Annotated in this window: 24 protein-coding genes; 15 read left to right on the top strand and 9 right to left on the bottom strand. The window is 68.8% G+C overall.

Features of this window, described 5'->3' with window-relative positions; genetic code table 11:
- Positions 1-39: 39 nt before the first annotated feature.
- Positions 40-1,542, top strand: a complete 1,503-nt coding sequence (locus AC1DGE_RS10055) for a four-carbon acid sugar kinase family protein (protein ID WP_476917401.1) — start codon at positions 40-42, stop codon at positions 1,540-1,542.
- Positions 1,539-2,411 carry an NAD(P)-dependent oxidoreductase gene (locus tag AC1DGE_RS10050; protein ID WP_441418294.1) on the top strand — a complete coding sequence of 291 codons (873 nt, stop codon included), beginning with the start codon at positions 1,539-1,541 and terminating at the stop codon, positions 2,409-2,411. Before AC1DGE_RS10055 ends, AC1DGE_RS10050 begins: the two co-directional genes overlap by 4 nt.
- A 29-nt stretch (positions 2,412-2,440) precedes the next feature.
- On the opposite strand, the gene AC1DGE_RS10045 is transcribed toward AC1DGE_RS10050, so the two are convergent.
- Entirely contained in the window at positions 2,441-3,196 is a 756-nt protein-coding gene (locus tag AC1DGE_RS10045; protein WP_441418295.1) for a ZIP family metal transporter, read from the bottom strand.
- Between the two features lie 240 nt (positions 3,197-3,436).
- On the opposite strand from AC1DGE_RS10045, the gene AC1DGE_RS10040 reads away from it, so the two are divergent.
- From AC1DGE_RS10040 to AC1DGE_RS10005, 8 genes are all read left to right on the top strand, one after another.
- On the top strand, positions 3,437-4,141 hold the full coding sequence (locus AC1DGE_RS10040; RefSeq protein ID WP_441418296.1) for a GntR family transcriptional regulator: 705 nt from the start codon (positions 3,437-3,439) through the stop codon (positions 4,139-4,141).
- A 159-nt stretch (positions 4,142-4,300) separates the two neighbouring features.
- Complete coding sequence (locus tag AC1DGE_RS10035; RefSeq protein WP_476917400.1) at positions 4,301-5,299, top strand: sugar phosphate isomerase/epimerase family protein; 999 nt, start codon at positions 4,301-4,303, stop codon at positions 5,297-5,299.
- 62 nt (positions 5,300-5,361) lie between these two features.
- Positions 5,362-7,083 carry a dihydroxyacetone kinase subunit DhaL gene (gene dhaL, locus AC1DGE_RS10030; RefSeq protein WP_476917399.1) on the top strand — a complete coding sequence of 574 codons (1,722 nt, stop codon included), beginning with the start codon at positions 5,362-5,364 and terminating at the stop codon, positions 7,081-7,083.
- 12 nt (positions 7,084-7,095) lie between these two features.
- Positions 7,096-7,614, top strand: a complete 519-nt coding sequence (locus tag AC1DGE_RS10025) for a ribose-5-phosphate isomerase (RefSeq protein WP_476893120.1) — start codon at positions 7,096-7,098, stop codon at positions 7,612-7,614.
- A complete protein-coding gene (locus tag AC1DGE_RS10020) occupies positions 7,611-8,564 on the top strand; it encodes a 3-hydroxyacyl-CoA dehydrogenase family protein (protein ID WP_476917398.1) in 954 nt (317 codons plus the stop codon). The genes AC1DGE_RS10025 and AC1DGE_RS10020 overlap by 4 nt, the downstream gene beginning before the upstream one ends.
- A gap of 35 nt (positions 8,565-8,599) precedes the next feature.
- Entirely contained in the window at positions 8,600-9,367 is a 768-nt protein-coding gene (locus tag AC1DGE_RS10015; protein WP_441418300.1) for an SDR family NAD(P)-dependent oxidoreductase, read from the top strand.
- Positions 9,368-9,454: 87 nt separating this feature from the next.
- Complete coding sequence (locus AC1DGE_RS10010; RefSeq protein WP_441418301.1) at positions 9,455-10,801, top strand: MFS transporter; 1,347 nt, start codon at positions 9,455-9,457, stop codon at positions 10,799-10,801.
- Between the two features lie 38 nt (positions 10,802-10,839).
- On the top strand, positions 10,840-11,640 hold the full coding sequence (locus tag AC1DGE_RS10005; RefSeq protein WP_476917397.1) for a triose-phosphate isomerase family protein: 801 nt from the start codon (positions 10,840-10,842) through the stop codon (positions 11,638-11,640).
- Here AC1DGE_RS10005 and AC1DGE_RS10000 read toward each other — a convergent pair.
- From AC1DGE_RS10000 to AC1DGE_RS09990, 3 genes are all read right to left on the bottom strand, one after another.
- Complete coding sequence (locus tag AC1DGE_RS10000) at positions 11,598-12,080, bottom strand: SRPBCC family protein (RefSeq protein WP_476893118.1); 483 nt, start codon at positions 12,078-12,080, stop codon at positions 11,598-11,600. The genes AC1DGE_RS10005 and AC1DGE_RS10000 overlap by 43 nt on opposite strands.
- A complete protein-coding gene (locus AC1DGE_RS09995; RefSeq protein WP_441418304.1) occupies positions 12,077-12,433 on the bottom strand; it encodes an ArsR/SmtB family transcription factor in 357 nt (118 codons plus the stop codon). The genes AC1DGE_RS10000 and AC1DGE_RS09995 overlap by 4 nt, the downstream gene beginning before the upstream one ends.
- Positions 12,434-12,549: 116 nt before the next feature.
- Positions 12,550-12,999 (bottom strand): MarR family winged helix-turn-helix transcriptional regulator, encoded by a 450-nt coding sequence (locus AC1DGE_RS09990; protein WP_476893117.1) that lies wholly within the window; start codon positions 12,997-12,999, stop codon positions 12,550-12,552.
- A 173-nt stretch (positions 13,000-13,172) separates the two neighbouring features.
- Here AC1DGE_RS09990 and AC1DGE_RS09985 point away from each other — a divergent pair, with 173 nt between their 5' ends.
- Positions 13,173-14,435: an MFS transporter gene (locus AC1DGE_RS09985; RefSeq protein ID WP_476917396.1), complete on the top strand. Its 1,263-nt coding sequence runs from the start codon at positions 13,173-13,175 to the stop codon at positions 14,433-14,435.
- Here AC1DGE_RS09985 and AC1DGE_RS09980 read toward each other — a convergent pair.
- Complete coding sequence (locus AC1DGE_RS09980) at positions 14,432-15,217, bottom strand: gamma-glutamyl-gamma-aminobutyrate hydrolase family protein (protein WP_476893115.1); 786 nt, start codon at positions 15,215-15,217, stop codon at positions 14,432-14,434. The genes AC1DGE_RS09985 and AC1DGE_RS09980 overlap by 4 nt on opposite strands.
- A gap of 53 nt (positions 15,218-15,270) precedes the next feature.
- On the opposite strand from AC1DGE_RS09980, the gene AC1DGE_RS09975 reads away from it, so the two are divergent.
- Together AC1DGE_RS09975 and AC1DGE_RS09970 are read left to right on the top strand one after the other, a co-directional pair.
- Entirely contained in the window at positions 15,271-15,765 is a 495-nt protein-coding gene (locus AC1DGE_RS09975) for an SRPBCC family protein (RefSeq protein WP_476893114.1), read from the top strand.
- A gap of 9 nt (positions 15,766-15,774) precedes the next feature.
- Positions 15,775-16,908, top strand: a complete 1,134-nt coding sequence (locus tag AC1DGE_RS09970; protein ID WP_476909135.1) for an LOG family protein — start codon at positions 15,775-15,777, stop codon at positions 16,906-16,908.
- A gap of 38 nt (positions 16,909-16,946) precedes the next feature.
- On the opposite strand, the gene AC1DGE_RS09965 is transcribed toward AC1DGE_RS09970, so the two are convergent.
- Both AC1DGE_RS09965 and AC1DGE_RS09960 read right to left on the bottom strand, forming a co-directional pair.
- Positions 16,947-17,882 carry a matrixin family metalloprotease gene (locus AC1DGE_RS09965; RefSeq protein ID WP_476917395.1) on the bottom strand — a complete coding sequence of 312 codons (936 nt, stop codon included), beginning with the start codon at positions 17,880-17,882 and terminating at the stop codon, positions 16,947-16,949.
- Positions 17,882-19,057, bottom strand: a complete 1,176-nt coding sequence (locus AC1DGE_RS09960) for a VIT1/CCC1 transporter family protein (RefSeq protein ID WP_476909137.1) — start codon at positions 19,055-19,057, stop codon at positions 17,882-17,884. Before AC1DGE_RS09960 ends, AC1DGE_RS09965 begins: the two co-directional genes overlap by 1 nt.
- A gap of 301 nt (positions 19,058-19,358) precedes the next feature.
- Between AC1DGE_RS09960 and AC1DGE_RS09955 the strand changes: the two genes are divergently transcribed.
- Entirely contained in the window at positions 19,359-19,592 is a 234-nt protein-coding gene (locus AC1DGE_RS09955; protein WP_441418312.1) for a hypothetical protein, read from the top strand.
- Between the two features lie 147 nt (positions 19,593-19,739).
- Here AC1DGE_RS09955 and AC1DGE_RS09950 read toward each other — a convergent pair whose 3' ends face one another.
- The gene (locus AC1DGE_RS09950; RefSeq protein ID WP_441418313.1) at positions 19,740-21,266 is read right to left on the bottom strand and encodes a sodium:solute symporter family protein; all 1,527 of its coding nucleotides are present in this window, start codon (positions 21,264-21,266) and stop codon (positions 19,740-19,742) included.
- Between the two features lie 279 nt (positions 21,267-21,545).
- Here AC1DGE_RS09950 and AC1DGE_RS09945 point away from each other — a divergent pair, with 279 nt between their 5' ends.
- Positions 21,546-22,121, top strand: a complete 576-nt coding sequence (locus AC1DGE_RS09945) for a helix-turn-helix domain-containing protein (RefSeq protein ID WP_441418314.1) — start codon at positions 21,546-21,548, stop codon at positions 22,119-22,121.
- Positions 22,122-22,308: 187 nt separating this feature from the next.
- On the opposite strand, the gene AC1DGE_RS09940 is transcribed toward AC1DGE_RS09945, so the two are convergent.
- Positions 22,309-23,136 (bottom strand): DUF559 domain-containing protein, encoded by an 828-nt coding sequence (locus tag AC1DGE_RS09940; protein ID WP_476909138.1) that lies wholly within the window; start codon positions 23,134-23,136, stop codon positions 22,309-22,311.
- Positions 23,137-23,329: the final 193 nt, after the last annotated feature.

Raw genomic sequence — 23,329 nt, 5'->3', positions numbered from 1 at the left:
GTGCGGTTCCGGCCGCACGGCACCCGGAAGGATCACAGCATGACCCACGAAACCTACCCCGCCGGCCATCCCACTGCACACCCAATCCCCCCGGCCGGGCCCGCACCCGCCCCTGAACCCGTGCGCCTGGCCGATGCCCGGCAGCGGATCCGCGACTACCGCGCCGCAACCGGCCGGCGGACCGCAGTGCTCGACGACGACCCGACCGGTTCGCAGTCCGTGCACGGCGTCTCCGTCGTCACCGTGCTCGAGGCAGACGAGTACGCCGCGGCCCTTGCACGGCCGGAATCGACCTGCTTCATCCTGACCAACACCCGCAGCCTCGACGAGGCCGACGCGGTCGCCCTGAACCAGGCGGCCGGCCGGGCCCTGTTCGAGCTCGAGGAGCGGCTCGGCGCGCCCCTGGACCTGGTCAGTCGGAGCGACTCAACCCTCCGCGGCCATGTCATGGCCGAAATCCGCACCCTTGACGCCGTCCGGCGCGAGGTGACCGGGCGCGGGTTCGACGGCGTCCTGCTGGCGCCGTCCTACTTCGAAGCCGGACGCTTCACCGCCGGGGATGTGCACTGGGCCATGGTGGGCGGGGAACCCGTCCCGGCCGGGGAAACCGAGTTCGCCAAGGACGCGACCTTCGGATACCGGTCCTCCGACCTGAAGGATTTCGTCGCGGAGAAAAGCGGCGGCACCGTCGCGCCGGAGCAGGTGCTCAGCATCAGCCTCGAGGACATCCGCCACGGGGGAGAGGACCGGGTTGCGGAGATCCTGCGCTCGGCCAGCGAACTGCAGCTCATCATCGTCAACGCCACCGAGTTCGCGGACCTGGAAATCGTCGTCCTGGGCCTGCAGCAGGTCCAGCGCGAAGGCAAAGTGTTCCTGCACCGCACCGGGCCGTCCTTTGTCCGCGCGCTCGCAGGGCTCGATCCCAAGCCGACCCTGCAGGCGCAGGACATCTGGCCCGACGGCCGCCCGGCCGGCCACGGGCTCGCCGTCGTCGGTTCCCATGTGGGCCAGACGGCACGCCAGGTCGCTGCGGCGCAGGCCCGGGGCGGCGTGACCGAGGTCGAACTGTCCGTCGCCGAGCTCGTCAATCCGGCGGCGCGCGGTGCGCACATTGCAGACACCGCGGCCCGGGTGGTCAGCGCCCTCGCCGACTCCGACGTCCTGCTCTACACCTCGCGGTCGCTGCTCAAGGGCGCCGACGCTGCCGCCAGCCTGGAGATCGCCCGCAGCGTATCCGCGGCCCTGATCGAGGTGGTCCAGGCCGCCCTTCCCGCCCAGCCCGCCTGGGTGATCGCCAAGGGCGGCATCACCTCGCACGACGTCGCCGTGCGGGGCCTCGGAATCAGGCGGGCCACCGTGCTCGGCCAGCTGTTCCCGGGCATGGTCTCGGTGCTCCGGCCCGACGACGCCGCCCCGGGCGTGCAGGGGATGCCGTACGTCGTTTTTGCGGGCAACGTCGGCGACGAGAACGCGCTCGCCGACACCATTGAACTCTTCCGCGGCGCCACGTCCGCGGCACCAGGAAAGGAAGTAACCCCATGACCAAGGTCGGATGGATCGGGCTGGGCGCGATGGGCGGACCGATGGCGGTCGTCCTTGCCGAAGCCGGACACGAGGTCGCCGCCTTTGACGTTGCCGAAGGCCGGGCGCAGTCGCTGGCAGTTCCCGGCCTGACACCGGCGGCCACGGCCAAGGAGGCGGTGGCCGAGGCCGACGTCGTCGCCCTGATGGTCGCGACGCCGGCCCAGGCCGACGCGGTGCTCTTCGGCGTGGACGACCTCGCTGCGGCCCTGCGCCCGGGCACCGTGGTCCTCCTGATGGCCACCGTCGGTCCAGCCGCGGTGGTGTCGCTGGCTGAGCGGCTGGCGGCGTTCGACGTCGAACTGGTGGACGCCCCGGTTTCCGGCGGTACCAAGCGCGCCGCCACCGGCGAGCTGCTGATGATGGTCAGCGGCTCCGAACGGGCCCTGGCGGTGGTGCGGCCGCTGCTGGACGCGATGGCAAGCTCTGCCCCCGTGGTGGGTGCGAACGTTGGCGACGGTCAGAAGGTGAAGCTCGTCAACCAGCTGCTGTGCGGCGTCCACATCGCCGTGGCCGGGGAGGCCCTGGCCTTCGCCGAGGCCCTGGGCCTGGACCCGAAGCAGACCTGGGAGGTGCTGCGTTCGGGCGCCGCGGCATCGTTCATGTTCGATGATCGGGGCTCCCGGATGGTGGACCCGGACAACACCGAGGTCCGCAGCGCCCTGGACATCTTCGTCAAGGACATGGGGCTTGTGGTCGAGGCGGCGCGGGAAAGCACCTACCCGGCTCCGCTCGCCGCCGCGGCCGAGCAGCTCTACCTCAGCGGCCGGCGTAAGGGGCTCGGCCGGCGGGACGACTCTTCAGTGATCGAGGTGCTGCGCGGGCACTAACGTTGACTGCCGGCGGGCCGGGGGAGTGTTCAGCCCCCGGCCTGGCTGATGGTGAAGGCCGCCAGGAAGCCCACAGCTGCAATGAGGCCCGTCAGGACATGGTGTTCCTCGAAAGCCTCCGGGATCATGGTGTCGGCAAGCATGGCCAGAATCGCGCCGGCGGCGATTGCGGTGATGAAGGCGACCATCTCCGCCGGAGCGTTTTGCAGGCTGGCATAGCCGATCAGCGACGCCAGTCCGGAGATGAGGGCAATGCCTCCCCACACGCCAAAGACGTACCCGGCGCTGCGGCCGGATTTTTTCATCCCCGCTGTGCTGGATAGCCCTTCGGGGACGTTGGAGATGAACACAGCTGCGAGCACGGCCGTGCTGACCGATCCTCCTGAGACGAGACCGAGCCCCAGGACGACGGATTCGGGAATCCCGTCCAGTAAGGCTCCGATGGCGATCGCGGTGCCGCTGCCCGGCTTGTCCTTTTCAGAGGGTTGCTTTCCGCCGGAGCGTTTCCTGTGTTTGGCTCCTCGCCGGGCCAGCAGCGCGTTCGCCCCAACGTAGACCAGTGCTCCGGCAAGGAATCCCGCCACGGTCGGCCAGAGACCGCCGCCCTTTTCGGCTTCATCGACGAGGTCAAACGACAGGGCGGAGATGAGGACTCCGGCCCCAAAAGACATGATGGAGGAGACGACTTTGGGGGCGATCGTCCACTTCCAGGCAATGGCCGAACCCAGAACCAGCGCTGCGCCCGCCACAGTTCCCCATAGCAGGGCCTGCACCCATGTGGGCATCTTGTTCCACCTTCCATTCTTTCCATCACGATGACGCCATGGCCTGCACGGCGCAGCGACCCGGCGCGCCGCAAGGCGACCCAGTCACCACTGAGCGCTGCCGCACCTCGATCATGACAATATAAGCATGCTTTCTAAGTTGCGCCGTCGCCGGTCCCGGCGACGGTATAGCCGGGGGAGCGATCCCGGAAAGGCTTACGGCCGGCGTCCCGCGGGGCGGGGCGGCTATAGGATTCCAGTATGGCAATCAAGGATCCGGCCGCACGCGGCGTCAGCAGGCAGGTCCTCGCCGACCACGTCTACGAAGCGCTTCTCATCGCCTTGATGGACGGCCGGCTCGAAGCCGGCACCCCGGTCAGCATCGACGGGATGGCCCGGGAACTGGACGTCTCGCCGACGCCCGTGCGCGAGGCGCTGGCCCGGCTGGAAGCCACCGGCATGGTGCGCCGGACCGCCCTGCGCGGCTACCGGGTGGCGCCGCTCTTCACCGCGGACGAACTGGCGGACCTGATGGACGCGCGCCTGGTGATCGAACCGGCCAACGCCTTCATGGCCTGCAGCCACGCCGACGCCGACCTCACCGCCCAGCTAGCGCAGGCCATCGACGACCTCAAAGCCGCGCCCCGGGGGCCGTCCTTTTCCGAGTTCCGCGCCTACTGGGAGGCCGACGAACGGTTCCACCGGCTCATCGCGGAGCACGCGGACAACCAGTTCCTTCTCTCCGCGTACAACGCGCTCGGCGGACAGGTGCAGCGCTTCCGCTTCTTCGGCGGGCTCGGCGTCACCGACGCCGACTTCGCGATCGCGGAGCACACCGAGATCCTGCGGGCCTTTGAGGCCGGCGACGCCGACCTGGCGCGGAAGAAGATGATCGCGCACATCGAAGGCGTCAAGCAGCGTTCCCAGCACGACAGCGAAGTACACGACAGCGAAGTGCGCAGCTAGGCCCAAACCCGCCAGCTACGCCGGGCGACGGCACCCTCCGGTGCCCGCTGCCCGGCCCCGGCCTCCGGTTCGGCCCGCGTCCCGATCCACAAAAACCCTTGACAAGCTTTCCTATCGGGTGAATCCTATAGGAAATGTGATTCAAGATTTGGAGTGACAATGTCGTACACCGCCGAAAACTGGCCCATCACCGCGGCCCTGCTGCAGTTCCCGGGCGTCCGGCCCGACGGAACCTCCGTCCAGGATGCCCCCGCCGCCGAGTGGCAGCGCGTGTTCGAGGAAGTCGCGGACGCGGGCTTCGCCAACGCCGACCTGACCGACAGCTGGGTGCGTCCGGGGGACCTGAGCCCGGCCCGGCTGGATGAACTCACGGCCGCAGCCCGCCACGCCGGAATCGGCCTCCCGGCCATCTCGGCCATCCGCCGCAGCGTGATCGACGAGGCCAACTGGGAAGACAACCTGGCCTACACCCACCGCACCCTCGACGCCGCCGCGCAGCTCGGCTGCGAGGTCGTGTCGATCGGCCTGCACCAGGCCCTGACTCCCGCCCAGCGCGAACAGCTCTGGTTCTGGACCGTCCAGGGCCACCAGGACCCGGTGGGGGACAAGGAAACCTGGCAGAAGGCTGTCACCCGGATCCGCGAAGTCGGCCGGCACGCGGCCGAGCTCGGGCTCCTGGTCTCCCTGGAGATGTATGAGGACACCTACCTCGGAACCGCCGACTCGTCGGTGCAACTGGTCCAGGACATCGGCCTGTCCAATGTCGGGCTCAACCCGGACATCGGCAACCTGATCCGCCTGCACCGGCCGATCGAGGACTGGCGGGATATGGTCCACAAGACGCTGCCGTACGCCAACTACTGGCACGTCAAGAACTACGTCCGCGACGAAAACCGGGCGAAAGACCAGTACGTCGCCATGCCCGCGCCGATGGAATCCGGTCTGATCAGCTACCGCGAGGCCTTCCACTTCGCCATCTCCGTCGGCTTCCAAGGCATCATCTGCACCGAGCACTACGGCGGGGACGGGCTCAGCGTCACCGCCGCCAACCAGGACTACCTGCGCCGCCAGATCCTGCCCAAACGCGACGGGTACGCGCTCGGCACTTCCCTGGTGGCCCAGGGCCGGCAGCTCCCGGCGGCCGTCCCCGCACTCTAAACCGGCGGGGCCCCCGGTCCTGCCGTGTGTTCCATCCGCTCCAACCGGTTCAACGAGGAATCATGACCAAGATATTTGACGATCCCGCAAGCTTCGCGGACGACGCCCTGGACGGCTTTGCCGCCGCCCACCGCCGGTACGTGGCACGGGTGGATGGCGGCGTTGTCCGCTCCACCGAGACGCCGGCAGGCCAGGTCGCGCTCGTGATCGGCGGGGGATCCGGGCACTACCCGGCCTTCGCCGGCCTCGTCGGCGCCGGACTGGCCGCGGGCAGCGCCTGCGGAAACATGTTCGCCTCGCCATCCGCGGGCCAGGTCTACCGCGTGGTCAAGGCCGCGGAGTCCGGAGGCGGTGTGCTCCTGAGCTACGGCAACTACGCCGGGGACGTGCTGCACTTCGGCCAGGCGCAGGACAAGCTGAACGCCGAGGGCATCGAGACCCGCACCGTGCTGGTGACCGACGACATTGCCAGCGCCCCGCTCGAGGAGATCGCCAAACGCCGCGGTATTGCCGGGGACCTGACGGTCTTCAAGGTTGCCGGGGCCGCCGCCGAGGCCGGGCTGGACCTGGACGAGGTGGAACGGCTGGCAGTCAAGGCCAACCACCACACGCGCTCGCTGGGCGTCGCCTTCGCCGGCTGCACCCTTCCAGGCGCCGCGGAACCGCTGTTCACGGTGCCAGAGGGCATGATGTCCGTGGGCCTCGGCATCCACGGCGAACCCGGGATCTCCGAACAGCCGTTGCCGACGGCCAGCGAACTGGCAGCACTGCTGGTGGACGGACTGCTCAAGGACAAGCCGGAAACCGCGGGCCGCCGCGTGGTGCCGATCCTCAACGGCCTCGGCACGGTCAAATACGACGAGCTGTTCCTCCTGTTCGGGAAGATCGAGGCCCTGTTGACCGCCGCGGGACTTGAGATCGTTGAACCGGAATGCGGCGAGCTCGTCACCAGCCTGGACATGTCCGGACTTTCGTTGACGCTGTTCTGGCTGGACGCGGAGCTGGAAAAGTTCTGGTCCGCACCGGCCGACACCCCCGCCTTCCGCAAGGGCAACCTGGCTCCGCGCCGGGCCCGGACCCTCTCCGCGCAGGACGACGCCGCAGCAGCGCCCGCGCTGGCTGCCACGGCGGCGTCGACCTCGCTGGCCGCCACCGCCGTCGGCGTGCTCAAGGTGGCCCAGTCGGTCGTCGTCGAACACGAGGAAGCCCTCGGCAAACTCGACGCGATCGCCGGCGACGGCGACCACGGCATCGGCATGCGCCGCGGCGTGGACGCCGCCGTCGCCGCGGCCGAACAGTCGCACGCGGCCGGCGCCGGACTGGAGGAACTCCTCACGGCGGCCGGCGAACAGTGGGCCGAACGCGCCGGGGGCACCTCCGGAGCGCTCTGGGGCGCCGCGGTCACCGCCGTCGGCCGGGCCCTCGGCAGCAAGGACGCCTACACTCCGGCGGACGCGGCCGCCGCCGTCGACGCCCTCCGGGACGCCATCATCACCCTCGGCAAAGCCGAAGCGGGAGACAAGACGATGGTGGACGCGCTGCTTCCCTTCGCTGACGTTTTCAACCGGGCAATCGACGACGGCGACGGCGTGGCCCGCAGCCTGCGGACCGCGGCCGACGCGGCCGCCCAGGCCGCCGAAGCCACGGCGTCGCTCAGCCCCAAGAAGGGCCGGGCCAGGCCGTTGGCCGAGAAGAGCCTGGGCCACCCCGACCCCGGGGCCGTGTCATTTGGCCTGATCGCCGGCCGGGTGGCCGACTACGCAGCCTCCATCGAACGCAGCTGAAGGAGAAATCCCTTGTCACACGAGACACAGAGTCACAGCACCACCGACCCCCAGCCCGGCTGGCGGATTGTCGTCGGCAACGACGAGGCCGGCGTCGAATACAAGAACGCCCTGCGCGAACTGCTCGAGGCGGACCCCCGGGTCGCGTCCGTGGAGGACGTCGGCGTCGGACCGGACGACAGCACCGCCTACCCGCACCTGGCCGTCGCCGCGGCCCGCAAGGTCGCCGCTGGCGAGGCCGACCGGGCCCTGCTGATCTGCGGCACCGGACTGGGCGTGGCCATCTCGGCCAACAAAGTCCCCGGCATCCGTGCCGTCACCGCGCACGACAGCTACTCCGTGGAACGCTCCGTGCTGTCCAACAACGCCCAGGTGCTGACCATGGGCCAGCGCGTCATCGGCCTGGAACTGGCGAAGAAACTCGTCGGCGAATGGCTGGGCCACCGCTTCGACGACACCTCCGCATCCGCGGCCAAGGTGGACGCAATCCACTCCTATGAAGGAGCCCCGGAAGGAATTGAAACCACATGACCCCTCGTAACATCGCCGTCGTCGGTTCCGGCTACATGGGCGGCGGAATCGCGCAGGTACTGGCCCTCGCGGGAGCCCGCGTTGCCCTCGCCGACGTCTCCGCCGAGATCGCCCAGAGCAACTACGAGCGGCTGCTCAAGGAATCCGACGAGTTCGTCGCGGCCGGCCTGTTCCCGGCCGGCTCCACCGAACGACTGAAGGAAAACCTCTGGGCCGCGAAGGACATCGAAGAGGCCGTCGCGGACGCCGAATACATCGAAGAAGCCGTACCCGAGGTCCTGGAGATCAAGCACGGCACCCTGGGCCTGATCAGTGCCGCCGCCCGCCCGGACGCCATCATCGGCTCCAACACCTCCACCATCTCCATCGCGAAGCTCGCCGAAGTCGTGGTGAACCCGGAGCGCTTCCTGGGCGTCCACTTCTCCAACCCGGCGCCGTTCATCCCGGGCGTGGAAGTCATCCCGCACGCGGGTACCTCCGAGGCCGCCGTGGAAGCCGCCCGCGCGATCGTGGCGGAGACCGGCAAGGAAACCGCGACCGTCAAGGATGTCACCGGCTTCGTGCTCAACCGGCTGCAGTACGCCCTCTTCCACGAGGCCGCGCAGGTTGTGGAGGAAGGCATCGCCACGGCCGAGGATGTGGACACCATGGTCCGCACCACCTTCGGCTTCCGGCTGCCGTTCTTCGGGCCGTTCGCGATCGCGGACATGGCCGGGCTCGACGTGTACGCCTTCTGCTACAAGTCACTGCAGACCGGCTTCCCCGAGCGGTTTGCCACGCCGCAGATCCTCCAGGAAAAAGTCGACGCCGGCCAGCTCGGAACCAAGACCGGCTCCGGCTTCCTCAACGTCCCCGCCGACCGGACCGCCGCCCTGGTGGCCTACCGGAACAAGGCCTACGTCGCCATGCAGAAGCTCATCGAGGAACTGGGCCCCGCGCCCCTCGCCTGACAACCCCCTCACCCTAACCTCCCAAGGAAACCTCCATGACCTCATTCCCCACAGACCGCACCGTGATCGTGACCGGAGCCGTCTCCGAGCGCGGCATCGGCCGGGCCACGGCGGACTACCTCGCCGAACGCGGCTGGAACATCGGCGTGATCGACCTGGACGACGCCGCCAGTAAGGCCCTGGCCAAGGAACTGGCCGAAAAGCACGGCGTGCAAGCCCACGGCGCCGGCGCCAATATCGGCGACGAGGCCTCGGTCCGCGCCGCGATCGACGAGATCGAGGCCGAACTGCCGCAGCTCGTAGCCCTGGCCAACGTCGCCGGGGTGAGCTCTCCGGTGCCCTACCTGGAACTCGACGCCGCCGAGTGGGACCGGGTGCTCAACATCAACATGAACGGCGTGCACTACGCCACCCGCCGGGCGGCCGAATCGATGGTAAAGCACCGGCTCGGCAGGATCGTCAACATCTCCTCCGTCTCCGCCCAGCGCGGCGGCGGAACCTTCAGCAAGACCCCGTACTCCGTGGCGAAGGCCGGCGTCATCGGTCTAACCCGTGCCACCGCCCGCGAACTGGGCGAGTACGACATCACCGTAAACGCCATCTCACCCGGTCCGATCGATACCGACATCATGGGCGGGACGCTCAGCGAGGAACGCAAGGATGAGCTCGTCAAGGACCTGGTGGTGAACCGCGTGGGCAGCACCCGCGACATTGCGGCCGCGATCCACTTCCTGATCGGCGAGGACGCAGGCTACATCTCCGGGCAGACGCTCAACGTCGACGGCGGCCTGTACATGCACTGACGGCTCCCGACCGCGGGAGCCAGCAGAAACCGCGGGCCGCCGGCCCGCGGTGGAACCACCCCACCTCATCACTCGAAGGAGAGTGCTGTGTCCGTAACCACCGCTACATCCAAGGAGCTTCTGGCCCGTCCGGTCCTGAAGTCCGCGATCTCCAAGGCGGCCCGCCGGCTCATGCCGATGCTGGTCATTCTGTACGTCGTTTCGTTCCTGGACCGGACCAATGTCGGCTTCGCCGAGGCCGCCCTGGGTGCGGACAAGGGCGTGTCCGCTGCGGCCTTCGCCCTTGGTGCCGGCATCTTCTTCATCGGCTACGCGATCTTCGAGATTCCCAGCAACCTGCTGCTCAAGAAGGTGGGCGCCAAGATCTGGCTGGCCCGGATCGCGATCACCTGGGGCATTGTCTCGGCCTGCTTCGCCTTCGTGCAGGGCGAGACCTCGTTTGTGGTCCTGCGCTTCCTGCTCGGTGTCACCGAGGCCGGGCTCTTCCCGGGCGTGATCATGTACCTCGCCGAATGGTTCCCTAACAAGGTGCGCGTGCAGATGTTCGCCATCTTCTACCTGGCCCAGCCGTTCTCCCAGATGATCGGCAACCCGCTCTCCGGCTGGCTGATCAACATCGGTGACCAGGTTCCGGGACTGCGCGGCTGGCAGGTCATGTTCTTTGTCGAGGGCCTGCTCGCCGTTCTGGCCGGCATCGCGGCCTTCTTCTTCCTGATCAACGGTCCGGCCAAGGCTAAGTTCCTCAGCAGCGAGGAGAAATTCGCGCTCAAGGAAGTCATGGCGCTGGAGGACAACATCAAGGACGAGCACGGCCCCCGCGGCATCCTGGCCGCCATGCGCAACGGCCGGGTCTGGTACTTCACCGCGATCTACTTCTGCCTGCAGATCGCGGTCTACGGCGTGACGTTCTTCCTGCCGCAGCAGGTCTCGTCCCTGACCGGGCAGAAGGTGGGCCTCGCCGTCGGCCTGCTGATCGCCGTGCCCTGGTTCTTCGGCATCTTCTCCTGCTACTTCATCGGCAAGGCCGCCAACACGGTGGCCAAACGGCGCAAGTTCGGCACCGCGCTGTTCATCTCGACCGGCCTGTGCATCTTCGGCTCGGCCTGGGCCGGCACCAACCACCAGCCGGTGCTGGGCATGATCTTCATTACCCTGGCGGTCTGCAGCTTCCTCGCGGTCGGCCCGGTGGTGTGGTCCTACCCGACGGCGTTCCTCGCCGGCTCCGCCGCGGCGGCGGGCATCGGCCTGATCAACTCGCTGGGCAACCTGGGCGGCTTCGTCGCCCCGATCCTGCGGACGGCGGTGAACGAGGCCACGCATTCGCCCACGGGTTCGATGGGCGTCTACGCCCTGGGTGTGCTGCCCTTCGTGGCGGCGGCGATGATGTTCGCCACCCGGCGGTTCAGCAACAAGGCGGACGAGCTGCTGGACTAGATCCGGTCCGGCCGCCCAACCCCAGCTAAAGGAGACCCATGAGCCGCACCTCCGGCACCAGCGCCGCCGTCGACCCCCTGCACATCGGTGTCAGCACCAAGATGTACCTGGGTTATCAGGAAAGCCTGCGCTGGCTCTCGGAGGTGCGCGCCGTGGTGGACGCCCGGCCCGCCCTGGCCGCGGGCCGGGACGTCCGGGTGTTCGTCATCCCGTCCTTCCCGGTCCTGGCCGAGGCCGGGAAAATCCTGGCCGGCTCGCCGGCGCTCCTTGGCGCACAGAACTGCGCCTGGGGGGACGGGGCGCTGACCGGGGAGGTCAGCCCGGGCATGCTGGCCGAACTCGGCGTCTCGCTGGTGGAGCTCGGCCACGCGGAGCGCCGGGCACTGTTCGGCGAGAACGACGACGTCGTGGCCCGCAAGGTCCGGGCAGCCGTCGACGCCGGGCTCACGCCGCTGCTCTGCATCGGCGAGCCCGGCACGTTGGGCCCCGAGGAGGCCGCGGCCTTCTGTTTGCGCCAGGTCCGGGCCGCGACCGGGGGCGACGAGTCGCTGACGCCCCGTCTGGTCCTGGCCTACGAACCGGTCTGGGCGATCGGGGCGGACCAGCCCGCCGCGCCAACGTACGTCAACGCGGTGGTGCAGCTGATCCGCCAGGGGCTCGGCGCGCCGTGTCCCATCATTTACGGCGGCAGCGCCGGACCCGGGCTGCTGCCGCAGCTGGCGTCCGCCGACGGGTTATTCCTGGGGCGCTTTGCGCACGACGCCTCGAACCTCGGCCGGGTGCTGGACGAAGCGCTTCAGACCTTCGCGCCGGCCAGCAGCTCCTCGAGCCGCTCGTAGCCCTCGGTCAGGCCGCCTTCCATCCCGGACTGCGCCATGCCGTCACGGGCTTCCATGCTGGGGTAGACGGCATGCGCACTCAGCCGGGTGCGGCCGCCGCCGAGGTCCCGGAAGGTGAGGAACTCGATGCTCACCACGTCCGGGTAGCCGCCGTATTCGAAGGTCTGGGCCGCGAAGTCGTTCTCCCGGACGGTGTGGAAGACGCCGCTGAACCGGTGCGCGACGCCGTCGGGCCCCGTGTGCGTGTAGCGGTAGCTGCCGCCGGTGCGGAAGTCGTAGTGGTCCACGTCCATGGTGATCCGCCGAGGGCCGAGCCACTGGGCGACGAGTTCGGGTTCCTTGTGGGCCCGGAAGACGTCCGCCACGGGAAAGTCGAACTCCCGCTCGAAGTCGATGAAGGGCAGTCCTTCCGGAACCGTGAGTTTCAGGGCGTTGCTCATGATGAGTCCTTTGCCTGGGTGCCGCGCGCGGCGGCCTGGGATCGGAGCACGGCGTCGAGGCTGCGGAACTGCTCCTCGCGGACCAGCCGGTACTGGTCGATCCAGGCGGTGAGCGCCTCCAGCCGTGCGGGGTTCAGGTGGACGGGCCGGCGCTGGGCGTCCCGCGTTCGCGTGACGAGCCCCGCCTGCTCGAGGACCTGGATGTGCTTCGAGACCGCCTGCTTGGTGATCGCGAAGGGTTCCGCCAATTCGTTGACCGTGGCCGGGCCCCGGCTGAGCCGGGCGATGATGCGGCGGCGGACGGGATCGGCAAGCGCCAGGAAGGCGGTGTCGAGGTGTTCGTCGTCGGCCATGTGGTCAAGCTCCGTTATTCAACTGCCGGTTATTCAACTGCCATTATTCAATGCATACGTTGATCAACCTGCTGGTTGTTTAAGGCTAGCCCTGACCCTGCGGGCTGGCAAGAGGTTCAGACTGCCGCGTGCAACCGGGGGAGCGCGTCCACCAGCGGGGCGAGCTCCGGAACCTCCTGCGCCTGGGCCAGGGCGCGCTCCAGCGTGTGGTCGTGGACGGGCCGCGCCTGCTCCAGTAGCTCGATGCCGCTGGGCGTGAGTTCGGTGTAGATCCCGCGGCGGTCGTCCGCGCACAGGATCCGGGTGAGCAGGCCGCGCTCCTCGAGCCGGTTGACCAGCCGGGTGGTGGCGCTGGGGCTCAGGGCCGTGGCCCGGGCAAGCTGCTGCATCCGCATGTGCCAGCCGTCCTGCCGGCTCAGCGCGTCCAGCACCGTGTACTCCACTACCGAGAGCTGCGCCTCGCTCTGCAGCGAGCGCTCCAGCTCCGCTTCGATCAGCCCGTGCAGCGCCGCGAGGGTCCGCCAGCCTTGCGCCCGGACCTCGACGGCGTCGTCTTTGATGCCCATCTGTTGTGCTCCCTTTCAGCTCGGGCAGCCGCGCTCCGAACGGCGAAGTGCGGACAGCCCACAAAAGTAGTTGCTTGCGCGCTATAATTGCGTGTGCAACAATAAATAACGCGTCTGCAACTACTAGCTTACGCTTCGCACATCCCCCCGTACAGTTTTGAAGGAGCTCAGCCATGCCTATCGGCCTGATAGCACTCGCCCTCGGCGGGTTCGGAATCGGACTCACCGAGTTCGTCATCATGGGCCTGCTGCCTCAAGTGGCCGCAGACTTCCGCGTCACCGAGGCCACCGCCGGATGGCTGATCTCCGGCTACGCGCTCGCCGTCGTGGTGGGAGCGCTGCTCCTGACCGCCGCAGTGTCGCGCTTCGAACGCAAACCTGTCCTTGCGGTGCTCATGGTGCTGTTMATCGCGGGCAATCTCGTCTCCGCGGTCGCGCCGGACTACGCCCTGATGATGGTCGGCCGGATCATTGCCGCACTGGCCCACGGCGCGTTCTTCGGGATCGGCGCGGTAGTGGCCGCCAGCATGGTCGCCCCGAACAAGAAGGCCGGCGCCATCGCCATCATGTTCACCGGGCTGACGGCGGCCAACGTCCTGGGCGTGCCGTTTGGCACCATGCTCGGCCAGGCCGCCGGCTGGCGGTCCACGTTCTGGGCCATCACCGGGATCGGCGTACTGGCCCTCGTGGGAATCCTTGCCCTGGTGCCGAAGACCGGGGCGGGTGAAGCTGCCGCTGGCGGACTGCGGGGCGAACTCCGGGCCTTCCGGTCCGGCCAGGTCTGGCTGTCCATCTTCGTGACCATTCTCGGCTACGGCGGCATGTTCGGCGCCTTCACCTACATTGCGTTCACCCTCACCGAGGTCACCGGCTTCTCGGCGGCCACCGTGCCGTGGCTGCTGATCATCTTCGGCGTGGGCCTCTTCATCGGCAACACCGTCGGCGGCAAGGCAGCGGACCGGAACGTGGACCGCACCCTGCTCGTGGTGCTGGCCGCCCTCGTCCTGGTGCTCGTCGTCTTCGCCCTCACCTCGGCCAACCAGCCGATGACCATCGCCTCCATGGTGCTGCTGGGCGGCTTCGGCTTCGCCACCGTGCCCGGGCTGCAGATGCGCGTCATGAAGTACGCCGACAGTGCGCCCACCCTGGCCTCCGGCGCCAACATCGGCGCGTTCAACGTCGGCAATGCCCTGGGCGCGTGGATGGGCGGCGTGACCATCACGGCCGGCCTCGGCTACACCTCGCCGATCTGGGCGGGCGCCGGAATCACCCTGCTGGGCCTGGTCGTGATGGCGTTCGCCGCCGGTGCTGCCAAGAAGGGCGACGGCAAGGGTTCCGCCAAGCACGACGCCGGACGCCTCGCGGCGGCCGTGGCCGGGCCGGCTGCCAGCGACACTAAGGACGCGCGGGAAGACGCCGCGCTGCAGCGGCTCTAACCAGCGGCCGCCGCACGGCTCCGGCAGAGCTCCACGAAGGCGCGGAACGGGGCCTGCCGCTCCTCGGCGGGAAGCTCAAGGGCCTCCGGATGCCACTGCACCGAGGCCACCCAGCGCTCCGGATCTTCCAGGGCCTCCACCGTCCCGTCGTCGGCCACCGCCGTCACCACAAGTCCCTCGGCCACGCGGGCCACGGCCTGGTGGTGGCCGGAGGCAATCTTGACCGTGACTGCGGCTGCAGCGCCGGATCCCGTGGCGGGTCCGGTGTTGCCGTACAGCCCGGCCACCTTCGAGCCTCCGGCGATCCCGACCTCGTGCCAGGCCCACGGGCCCGAGCCATGGACGGGATCCGGCTCGCGGTGCGCCACGGTGCCCGGGTCCATGTCCTGGATGAGGGTTCCGCCGAAGAGCACATTCAGGAGTTGGTGCCCCCGACAGATGCCCAGCACCGGCAGTCCGGCGTCGATGCACTGCCGGGCCACCGCGAGATCCAGCTCGTCCTGCTCCTGGTTGACGTCGTAGCAGGTTCCGCTGTCCTCCTCCCCGTAGAGCCGGGGGTCCAGGTCGCCGCCGCCCGGAAGCACGACGCCGTCGAGCCCGCCAAGTCCCTCGGCGCTGGTCAGCGGCACGGGCTCGCCGCCGCCCTCGCGCACCAGCTCAACGATGTAGTCAAATAGTCCGTTGGCCTCGCCCACCCTGGGATCGGGGTCCAGGGAGCTGCTGAGCCGGACCGGAAGGCCGATGCGGGGGCGGCCGCCGGAGGGCCGTGCTGGAATCTGCATGACTCATTTTGCACCACCGGTTCCGCATCGCAACGCAGGGCTAGGATTGCCGGATGACCAACAGATATCTCGTGTCCCGCAGCCGCTTCATCGCGGCCGCTCCGGAAGCCATCTTCGAAGTGCTTGCCACACCCGCACTGCACAGCGTCATCGACGGCTCGGGCACAGTGAAGGGTGCCCAGCCGCGCGGTCCCGAACGGCTGGCGCTCGGCGCGAAGTTCGGCATGGAAATGAATATCAAGATGGACTACAAGATCCTCAACACGGTCTGTGAGTTCGAGGAGGGCCGGCGGATCGCGTGGCGGCACTTCGGCGGCCACGTCTGGCGCTACCTGCTGAATCCGGTCGCCGACGCCGCCGGAAATCCCGGCACCCTGGTCACCGAGCAGTGGGACGCGCGGGAAGTGCGGGCCAGGATCCTCCTCCGCTTGGCCGGCTACCCCCGCCGCCACCCGGCCAGCATCGAGCAGACCCTCGCCAAGCTCGACGCCTACATGACCTCGGAAGCCGCAGCCGGTTCCGGACCCGCCCCGGACCAGCTTCACTAGGGCCGCCGGATGAGCGCCGCCCGCAGCCTGCATCCGAGTCCGCGCACCCTTGAGGTCGAAAGCGCCGGCAGTTTCGACCGGCTGGTGGCGGCAGGCGCGCGGTCCATGCACGGCTGGCACGTCCAGTCGCTGGACCTGCGTGGCCGCCGGGAGCCGCTGGAGTCCCTCGACGCGCAGGGTGCCATCTTCCTGGGCTGCACCTTCGATGAGGGCGTGGAAGATTCACTGCGCGGCCGCGGCGCCCTGATCTTTCCCAAGCTGGAAAAGGTCCCGTTCAACCCCTACCGCGGCCGGCTCTACACGCCGCAGGAGCTCTACGCGGGCATAGCGCAGGCCCGCTACGAGGACACCCTGGACGCCAGGGTCTACCAGTGGAGCATCCGCCCGGGCCAGCGGCACCGCCTGGACGCGACGCTCGCCGCGGCCCTCCATGACCACTCGATCGGTGATGCGCTCGAAGAGCTGACCCGGTCGGAGCTGTGCCTTGGCCGAACCATGGTGGGCGTCATGGGTGGCCATGCCGCGAGCCGCGGCTCGGCCGGCTTCACCGAGGCAGCGCTGCTGGGCCGCCTGCTGGCGCGGAACGGAAGGGTGGTCGCCACCGGCGGCGGCCCGGGCACCATGGAAGCGGCTAACCTGGGCGCCTACCTCAGCGCGGCGGACGAAACGGATTTCCAGCGGGCGCTGACTGAGCTCGCCGTCGTGCCCGGCTTCCGGCCCTCGGTGTCGGCATGGGCGCGGGCAGCGGCTGCCGTCGTCGAACGCCATCCGGACGGCACGCCGTCGCTGGGGATTCCCACCTGGTTCTACGGCCACGAGCCGCCCAACTTCTTCGCCACGCACATCGCCAAGTACTTCGCCAACGCGATCCGCGAGGCCGTCCTGCTCGAGCTGTGCAACGGCGGGATCATCTTCCTGCCGGGATCCGGCGGCACCGTGCAGGAGATCTTCCAGGACGCCTGCGAAAACTACTACGGCGCCCCGGAGACCATCACGCCCATGGTGCTGGTGGGCGAGGAGCACTGGCTGCGCAGGTTCCCGGCCTGGCCCCTGCTGCAGAGCCTGGCCGCGGGCCGGCGGATGGAAAACCGGATCTTCCTGGTGGACACGGTCGACGAAGCCCTCGCGGTGCTGGAACGCTAGGAGCCCGCGGCGCTCAAGGGGCCGGCGTGCCCAGGGGCCTAGAGGTCCTTGCGGCAGGGGGCGTGGCCAAGCTCGTAGAGGCCGTTCAGGTCCCCGGCGGCCAGCCCGTCCGGCGCGCCGATCTCGGGGTACATCAGCTGCGTGGGGTCGTCCACATGTTCCAGGCCCATCACGTGGCCCAGCTCATGCAGGATCACCGCCGTGGCATACGCCGAGCTGTCCCCGCGGTCCAGGTCCTGCGTGATCTGCGGCGCGTCCAGTTCCAGGCTGCCGGTGACGAAGCTCTTGGGGCCGTCACCGAAGCTGAAGTGGGTGCTGCCGCCGGTGCCGATCACGGCACCCTTGAGTTGCGGCGCCTGCTCCGGGGTGGTCCAGGCGATCAGCAGGGGAGCCCAGCGCTCGCCGTATCTCGCCTTCTGGTACGGCGCGCGGGACTGGGACGGGGCCTCCGTGGTGGGGCCGTCGTTGACGAACTTGATTCCGGTCGCCTCGGAGATGGTCCTGATCGCGTTTTCCACCAGCGGCCCGGCGCCCCTGGGGGCCAGGGCGGAGTTGACCACATAGTGCAGGGGCCGGCAGGGGGAGTAGCTCACCGGGCCGCCGTCGGCGTTGGTGGCCAGGAACTTATAGGACTTGCTGGCGGACGGCGGCGTCTGCGGCTGTCCCAGGGGCTGGTCCTGCTCCTCGTAACCGGGCGGTGGAACAGCCATTTGCGATTCATCTTCGGGGATTCCGGCTTTCCTGCCCGYCGGACTGGCCGTCGGGTGGCTCGCCGGGGCGCTGGCCGGCTTGGCGTCGGCTCCGCCGTTGAACTCGAAGAGCCCGACAAAACGCGGGTCGCCGTACACCAGCCCGGCCGACAGGAAGGCCGCTCCGGCGATCAGGATGACAGCCGCAAGGTTCCGGACCACCCTGACGGCACTGCGGGCGCGGCTGTGCCGCGGGGAGCGGTCCCGGAACCCGGGATCGTCCACTAGGCGACCACCGCGCCGAACACCATGCCCAGAAGATAAGTAACAGCGGCCGCACCGATGCCGATGGCGAGCTGGCGGAATGCGCGGCTGGCAGGGGAGGTGCCGGAGAGCAGGCCGACCACACCGCCGGTCAGCAGGAGCGCGATCCCCACCAGGACGGCGGAGACCACGAGGGCGGCGATCCCGGTCATGCCCAACAGGAACGGGATGATCGGCACGATCGCGCCGGAGGCGAAGAAGCAGAAGCTCGACGCCGCGGCACTCCAGGCTGTGCCCACGGCCTCGTGCTGGTCCTCCGTCTCGGGAAGTTCCGGCCGCAATGAAAGACTCGGATCGCAGTCGCAGTCCAGCAGCCCCATGCGCTCGGAGACGCGGTGCTCGGCCGCCTCCCGGGACATGCCGCGGGCCAGGTAGACGAGCAGGAGTTCGTTGTGTTCGATGTCCAGCGACGGCGCAGCCGCGAGCGTGACCTGGGTGGGGCGGGTGGCGGCCAGCAACTCACGCTGGGAACGCACGGAGATGAACTCGCCGGCTCCCATCGACAGGGCCCCGGCCAGCAGGCCGGCCACACCGCTGAGCAGGACCACGGAGCTGCCCACGCCGGAGGCGGCCATGCCCATGACGAGGGAGAGGTTGCTGACCAGCCCGTCGTTGGCGCCGAACACCGCGGCGCGGAAGCTCCCGGCGAGGCGGTTGCGGCCGCGTGTGGCCAGCCCGCGGACTACTTCCTCGTGAATCTGCTCGTCGGCAACCATGGCCGGCGTGGCGTTGGGGTCGTTCGCATACGGGGAGCGGCTCTCGGCGCGCTGCGCCAGGGCCAGGACAAACACGGAGCCGAAATGCCGGGCCAGGAAACCGAGGAACTGGCTGCGGAGCGAGGCGGGGCGCGGCCGGCCGGCATGTTCGCCGAGGAGCTGCAGCCAGTGCGCCTCGTGGCGTCCCTCGGCTTCGGCCAGGGCGAGCAGGATGTCGCGTTCCTCGCCGCTGCGGTTCTGTGCGAGGTCGCGGTAGACGGATGCCTCGGCGCGTTCGTCGGCGAGGTACTGCCGCCAGCGCTTGATGTCCGCCGAGGTGGCGGCGGGACTTGCCGTGAGGCTTGCCGTCGGGCGCGGCGGGGATCCCGCGGAGGGGCTGTGGGCAGAATGGTTTGGGTCAGATGGGGCGTGCTGAGACACGTAAACTCCTGGGCTTGATGGGGCATGGTTCGGCCCCATTGCGACTCCAGCGTACCCCGTAATTCCGCGGATTTTCGGCTGGCAATCCTCAGTGGAAAGTTTCGGTACGCCGTAAAGTAAGCACCCTTACTGCCCGGCGGCGTCCGGGCAGGACGGCCCTTGACCCCCACCGCCGGCGGTGTTCGAATAAAGATCAGGGCGGGTTCTTCGGCAGGCCCGTCCGGCCGTTTCCGGGCGTGAGCCTGAGGGCCCGGGCGGCTTGAAGACCACTGCCGCAGCCCGAGCGCACGGAGGTCGCACCATGGACAACACCGGACCACAGGCCGCCCAGCCGGCCAGGGACTCCGTCGAGTCTGATCCTGCCTACGACTTTGCCGAGGATGCCCCGGTCGGCGATGCGGAGACCGTGGACGAGGAGCTGCTCGAAGAAGCAGACCGGAACGTCCCGCTCGATGCGGAGGATTTCCTCGGAGACGACCAGCCGATAGTGCCTGCCGATACGGACGAGTTCCGTGAAGCCGAGGAAGAAGAGTAGACGGCCCGCGTCAGACCGGCTGTTTCAGCAACAATCCGGACAGTACGACGGCGGTGCCTCCCCGGGTGGGAGGCACCGCCGTCGTTGTTGTGGGAGCCGGTGCTGCCTGGCCCGCTTTCCCGGGCCGGGCATGTGCTCAGGCGTGGACTAGTGGCTCAGCGCCGGGACCTTTTCCTGTTCCTCCGTGGCGTCGCCGGCAACACGGTCGTGCCAGTTCTTCATCACCGCGGGATCCGTCGGCCTGGTCAGCAGTGAGACCGCGACGTAGACCACCGCGGAGGCCAGCAGGCCGTAGTAGATCGGTTCGTTGGCGTAGATGCCGTCCAGCGGGACCTCGGCATTGATCTCCAGCACGATCATGGTGCCGAGGGTCAGGACCGACCCGACGGCCATCGAGGCAGCCGCAGCCACCCCGGTGCCGCGCTTCCACACCAGGCCGCCAAGGATCGCGACCAGCAGGCCGCCCACGAGGATGTCGTAGGCGATGGTGAGCGCCGCGACGACGTCCTTGGTGATGATGGCGATCACGATCGCGACGACGCCCAGGCCCAGCACCCACAAGCGGTTGGCCCTGACGTCGTGCTCCGGGTTGTCCGTGTCGTCGGTATTGATGGTCTTGCCGAACCAGCCGGCGACGAAGGGCAGGACGTCGGCGCGGGCCACGGTTGCGGCGGCGATCAGGGCGCCGGAGGCGGTGGACATCATGGCGGCAACGGCCGCGGCGAGCACCAGGCCGCCGATGCCGATCGGCAGCAGGTTGGTCGCGACCTCGGCGTAGACCACGTCCTTGCCGAGCGCTTTGACGTCGATGTCGGGCAGGGCGACCCGGGCGCCCAGGCCGATCAGGGCGCCGGCGGCACCGTAGAGGATGCAGTAGACGCCGGCCGTCGCGCCGCCCCAGCGCGCGACCGTGGGGGTCTTGGCGGTGAACACGCGCTGCCAGATGTCCTGGCCGATCAGCAGGCCGAGGGTGTAAACGACGAAGTAGGTGATGATCGTCTGGACGCCGATGCCGTCAATCTGGAAGAAGCTGGCATCCACGCGGCTGCGGATGCCGTCGAGGCCGCCGGCGGCGTTGAGTGTGAACGGCAGCATCAGCAGGAAAATACCGACCGTCTTGATCACGAACTGCACCTGGTCGGCCAGGGTAATGGACCACATGCCGCCGATGGTCGAGTAGACCAGGACGATGGCGCCGCCGATGGCGATGGCCAGCGCCCGGTCCCAGCCGAAGAGGACGACGAAGATTGTGGCGTACGCGCCTGTGGAGGTGGCGCAGAGCATCAGCGTGTAGGCGAGCATGACGATCCCCGAGGTCTGGGTGGCCCGGCTGCCGTAGCGCAGGGTCAACATCTGGGAGACCGTGTAGATCTTGAGCTTCTGGATGGTGCTGGCGAAGAGCAGGCTGAGCAGCAGCACCCCGGCGCCGATCGCGACCACGAGCCACATGCCGGAGATACCGAACTTGTAGCCGAGGCCCACGCCGCCGACTGTCGAGGCGCCGCCAAGGACGACGGCGGCCATGGTGCCGGTGTACAGGAAAGGCCCGAGCCGGCGACCTGCCACCAGAAAGTCGCTGTTGTTCCTTGTGCGGGACTTGCCCCACCAGCCGAAGGCCAGCATGGCGATGAGGTACACCACCACGATGGCGATGTTGACGAAACTTGCGTCCATAAGGGGGCTCCTTGGAGCTGTTCGGAAGCAGCGCAGGGCGTCCGGGCCGCAACCTTGCGGCCGGCGTCCGTTACTGCTTGACGGTAGATTGCGGGAGGGCAGCCGGTGAGACTCCCTCCATTGCCCAATAGGCAACAGTTGTTGCCAAACAGTAAGTTGTGACGGGGGTAACAGTCAAGGTCTTTCCGCGGCGTGTCCTTCCGGGCATCCCGGTGCCGGTCTGCGGCTAGGATTGGCTCCAATGATGGGGCCGCGCGGCCGGCCGTGAAAGGTTCCCTTATGAAGGCTCTACCCGTAGAACCGAGCAACGTTCCCGTTGCCATCGGTTCCAGGATCCGTGCCGCCCGGCAGTCTCAACGGCTCACCATCGAACAGGTCGCTGATGCCACCGGCCTGACCAAAGGCTTCCTCAGCAGGGTCGAGCGTGATCTCACCTCGCCTTCCGTGAGTTCGCTGGTGACGCTGTGCCAGGTCCTCTCCATCTCGATCGGCGAGCTGTTTGCCGCGCCGGAAACCCACCTCACCAAGCAGGGCGAGGGCCCCCGGATCTCGCTCGGCGGCGAAGGGATCGTGGAACGCCTGCTCACCGCCCGCTCCGAGCGCCGGGTGCAGATCATCCAGGCCGTGATCGAGCCCCGCGGGCGCGGCGAATCCGAGTTGTACGCCGTGGACTGCGACGTCGATGTGCTCCATGTGGTCAAGGGCAGCATCCGGCTCATCCTGACCAACGAGGAGTTCGAGCTGGGAACCGGAGACACCGTGACCTTCCCCGGCCGCGAGCCGCACACCTGGATCAACCCCAGCGACGAGCCCGTTGAGGTGCTCTGGGTGCTGGTTCCGGCCGCGAGCCGGTAGGTTCTCCAGGCCCGGCCGGACCCGCCAGGCGGCCGCGCTGCCCGGGCCGGCTGCGTTCCTGCCCGGTTGTTGGCTCCCCGGCTAGTGCCTGGCCGAGGCGAGCCCCGGAGTTCCGCGGGTCGACGCTGCAGCGCGGGAGTCCGACGTCGAAGAACTGGGCTGGAACGTCAGCGGGCAGGCTGGAACGTCAGCGGGCAGACTGCGGGCCCCGGCCCAGCACGGCCCGGATCTCGGCCAGGACACGTTGCGGCTCGAACCAGATGTGTTCGGGCATGTACCGGAGCACGGCAAACCCGTGCAGGGTCGATGCGTTGTTCCGGCCCAGGTCGCGGCGGAGCGCGTCGCGGTTGGAATGGAACGCGAAGCCGTCCACCTCCACGATGAGGAATCCGTCGAGCAGGAAGTCCACCCGGCCAATTCCGGGCAGGTAGTTCTGGGCGTCGTAGCCGATTCCGTTGGTTTTGAAGAGGTGCTGGGCGTCGACCTCGACAATGGATTCGGCCCGCAGGTCCAGGAGATGCAGTGCAGTGCGCACCGGTCCGGATCTTTTGCCCGGGAGCTCGCCCTTCAGCAACTCCAGCGGCACACCATGCAGCCGTAGCGCCGAGGTCGCCATCGCCGTCGACGCCGGGGGAGCGAGGCAGCTCATGGCGTGCAGGACCACGTCCTCGACCGCCGCCAGCGGTAGTGTCGCATGACCCTCGAACCTGACGGTCCTGTGTCTGATGAAGCCGGATCCGTGGCCGTGGTTGCAGGCGAGGTGGTGCCGGTCCGGCGGTTCACGCAACCAGAGGCCGTAGTGCCCGGCGGCGCTGGCGCAGCTGACCCGGGCATTGTGCCGGAGTGCGGCTACGAACTCGGGAGCGCATCCGGGAAGGACAAATACGCCCCGCCGCAGCTGGCGCACGCCGTCGTCAGGCAGCCGGGCAACGTCCGTTCGGGAAAAGCCGGCAGCCAGGAGTTGGCCGGTCCGGGCGACGCCGCCCACCCGGCCGAGGTAGTCGAGGAGGTCCATCAGGCCAGTACAGGGGCGTGACCGGTCCGGCGACACCCGGCAACCGGGCTATCTGGACAAACCCCGAGGGCGCCCTGGCCCGCCCGGACCCGTCGGCGGCCGCGTTCCCGCCCAGTTCTCCAGGCCCGGCCGGCCCCGGTGGCCGTGGAAAGCCCGGAAAGCCGAGGACCGGCCGCGGCGGCGCACGCTGCGC

It is taken from the genome of Arthrobacter sp. 05N425 (assembly GCF_056397125.1).
This window is presented reverse-complemented; position numbering and strand designations above follow the sequence as displayed.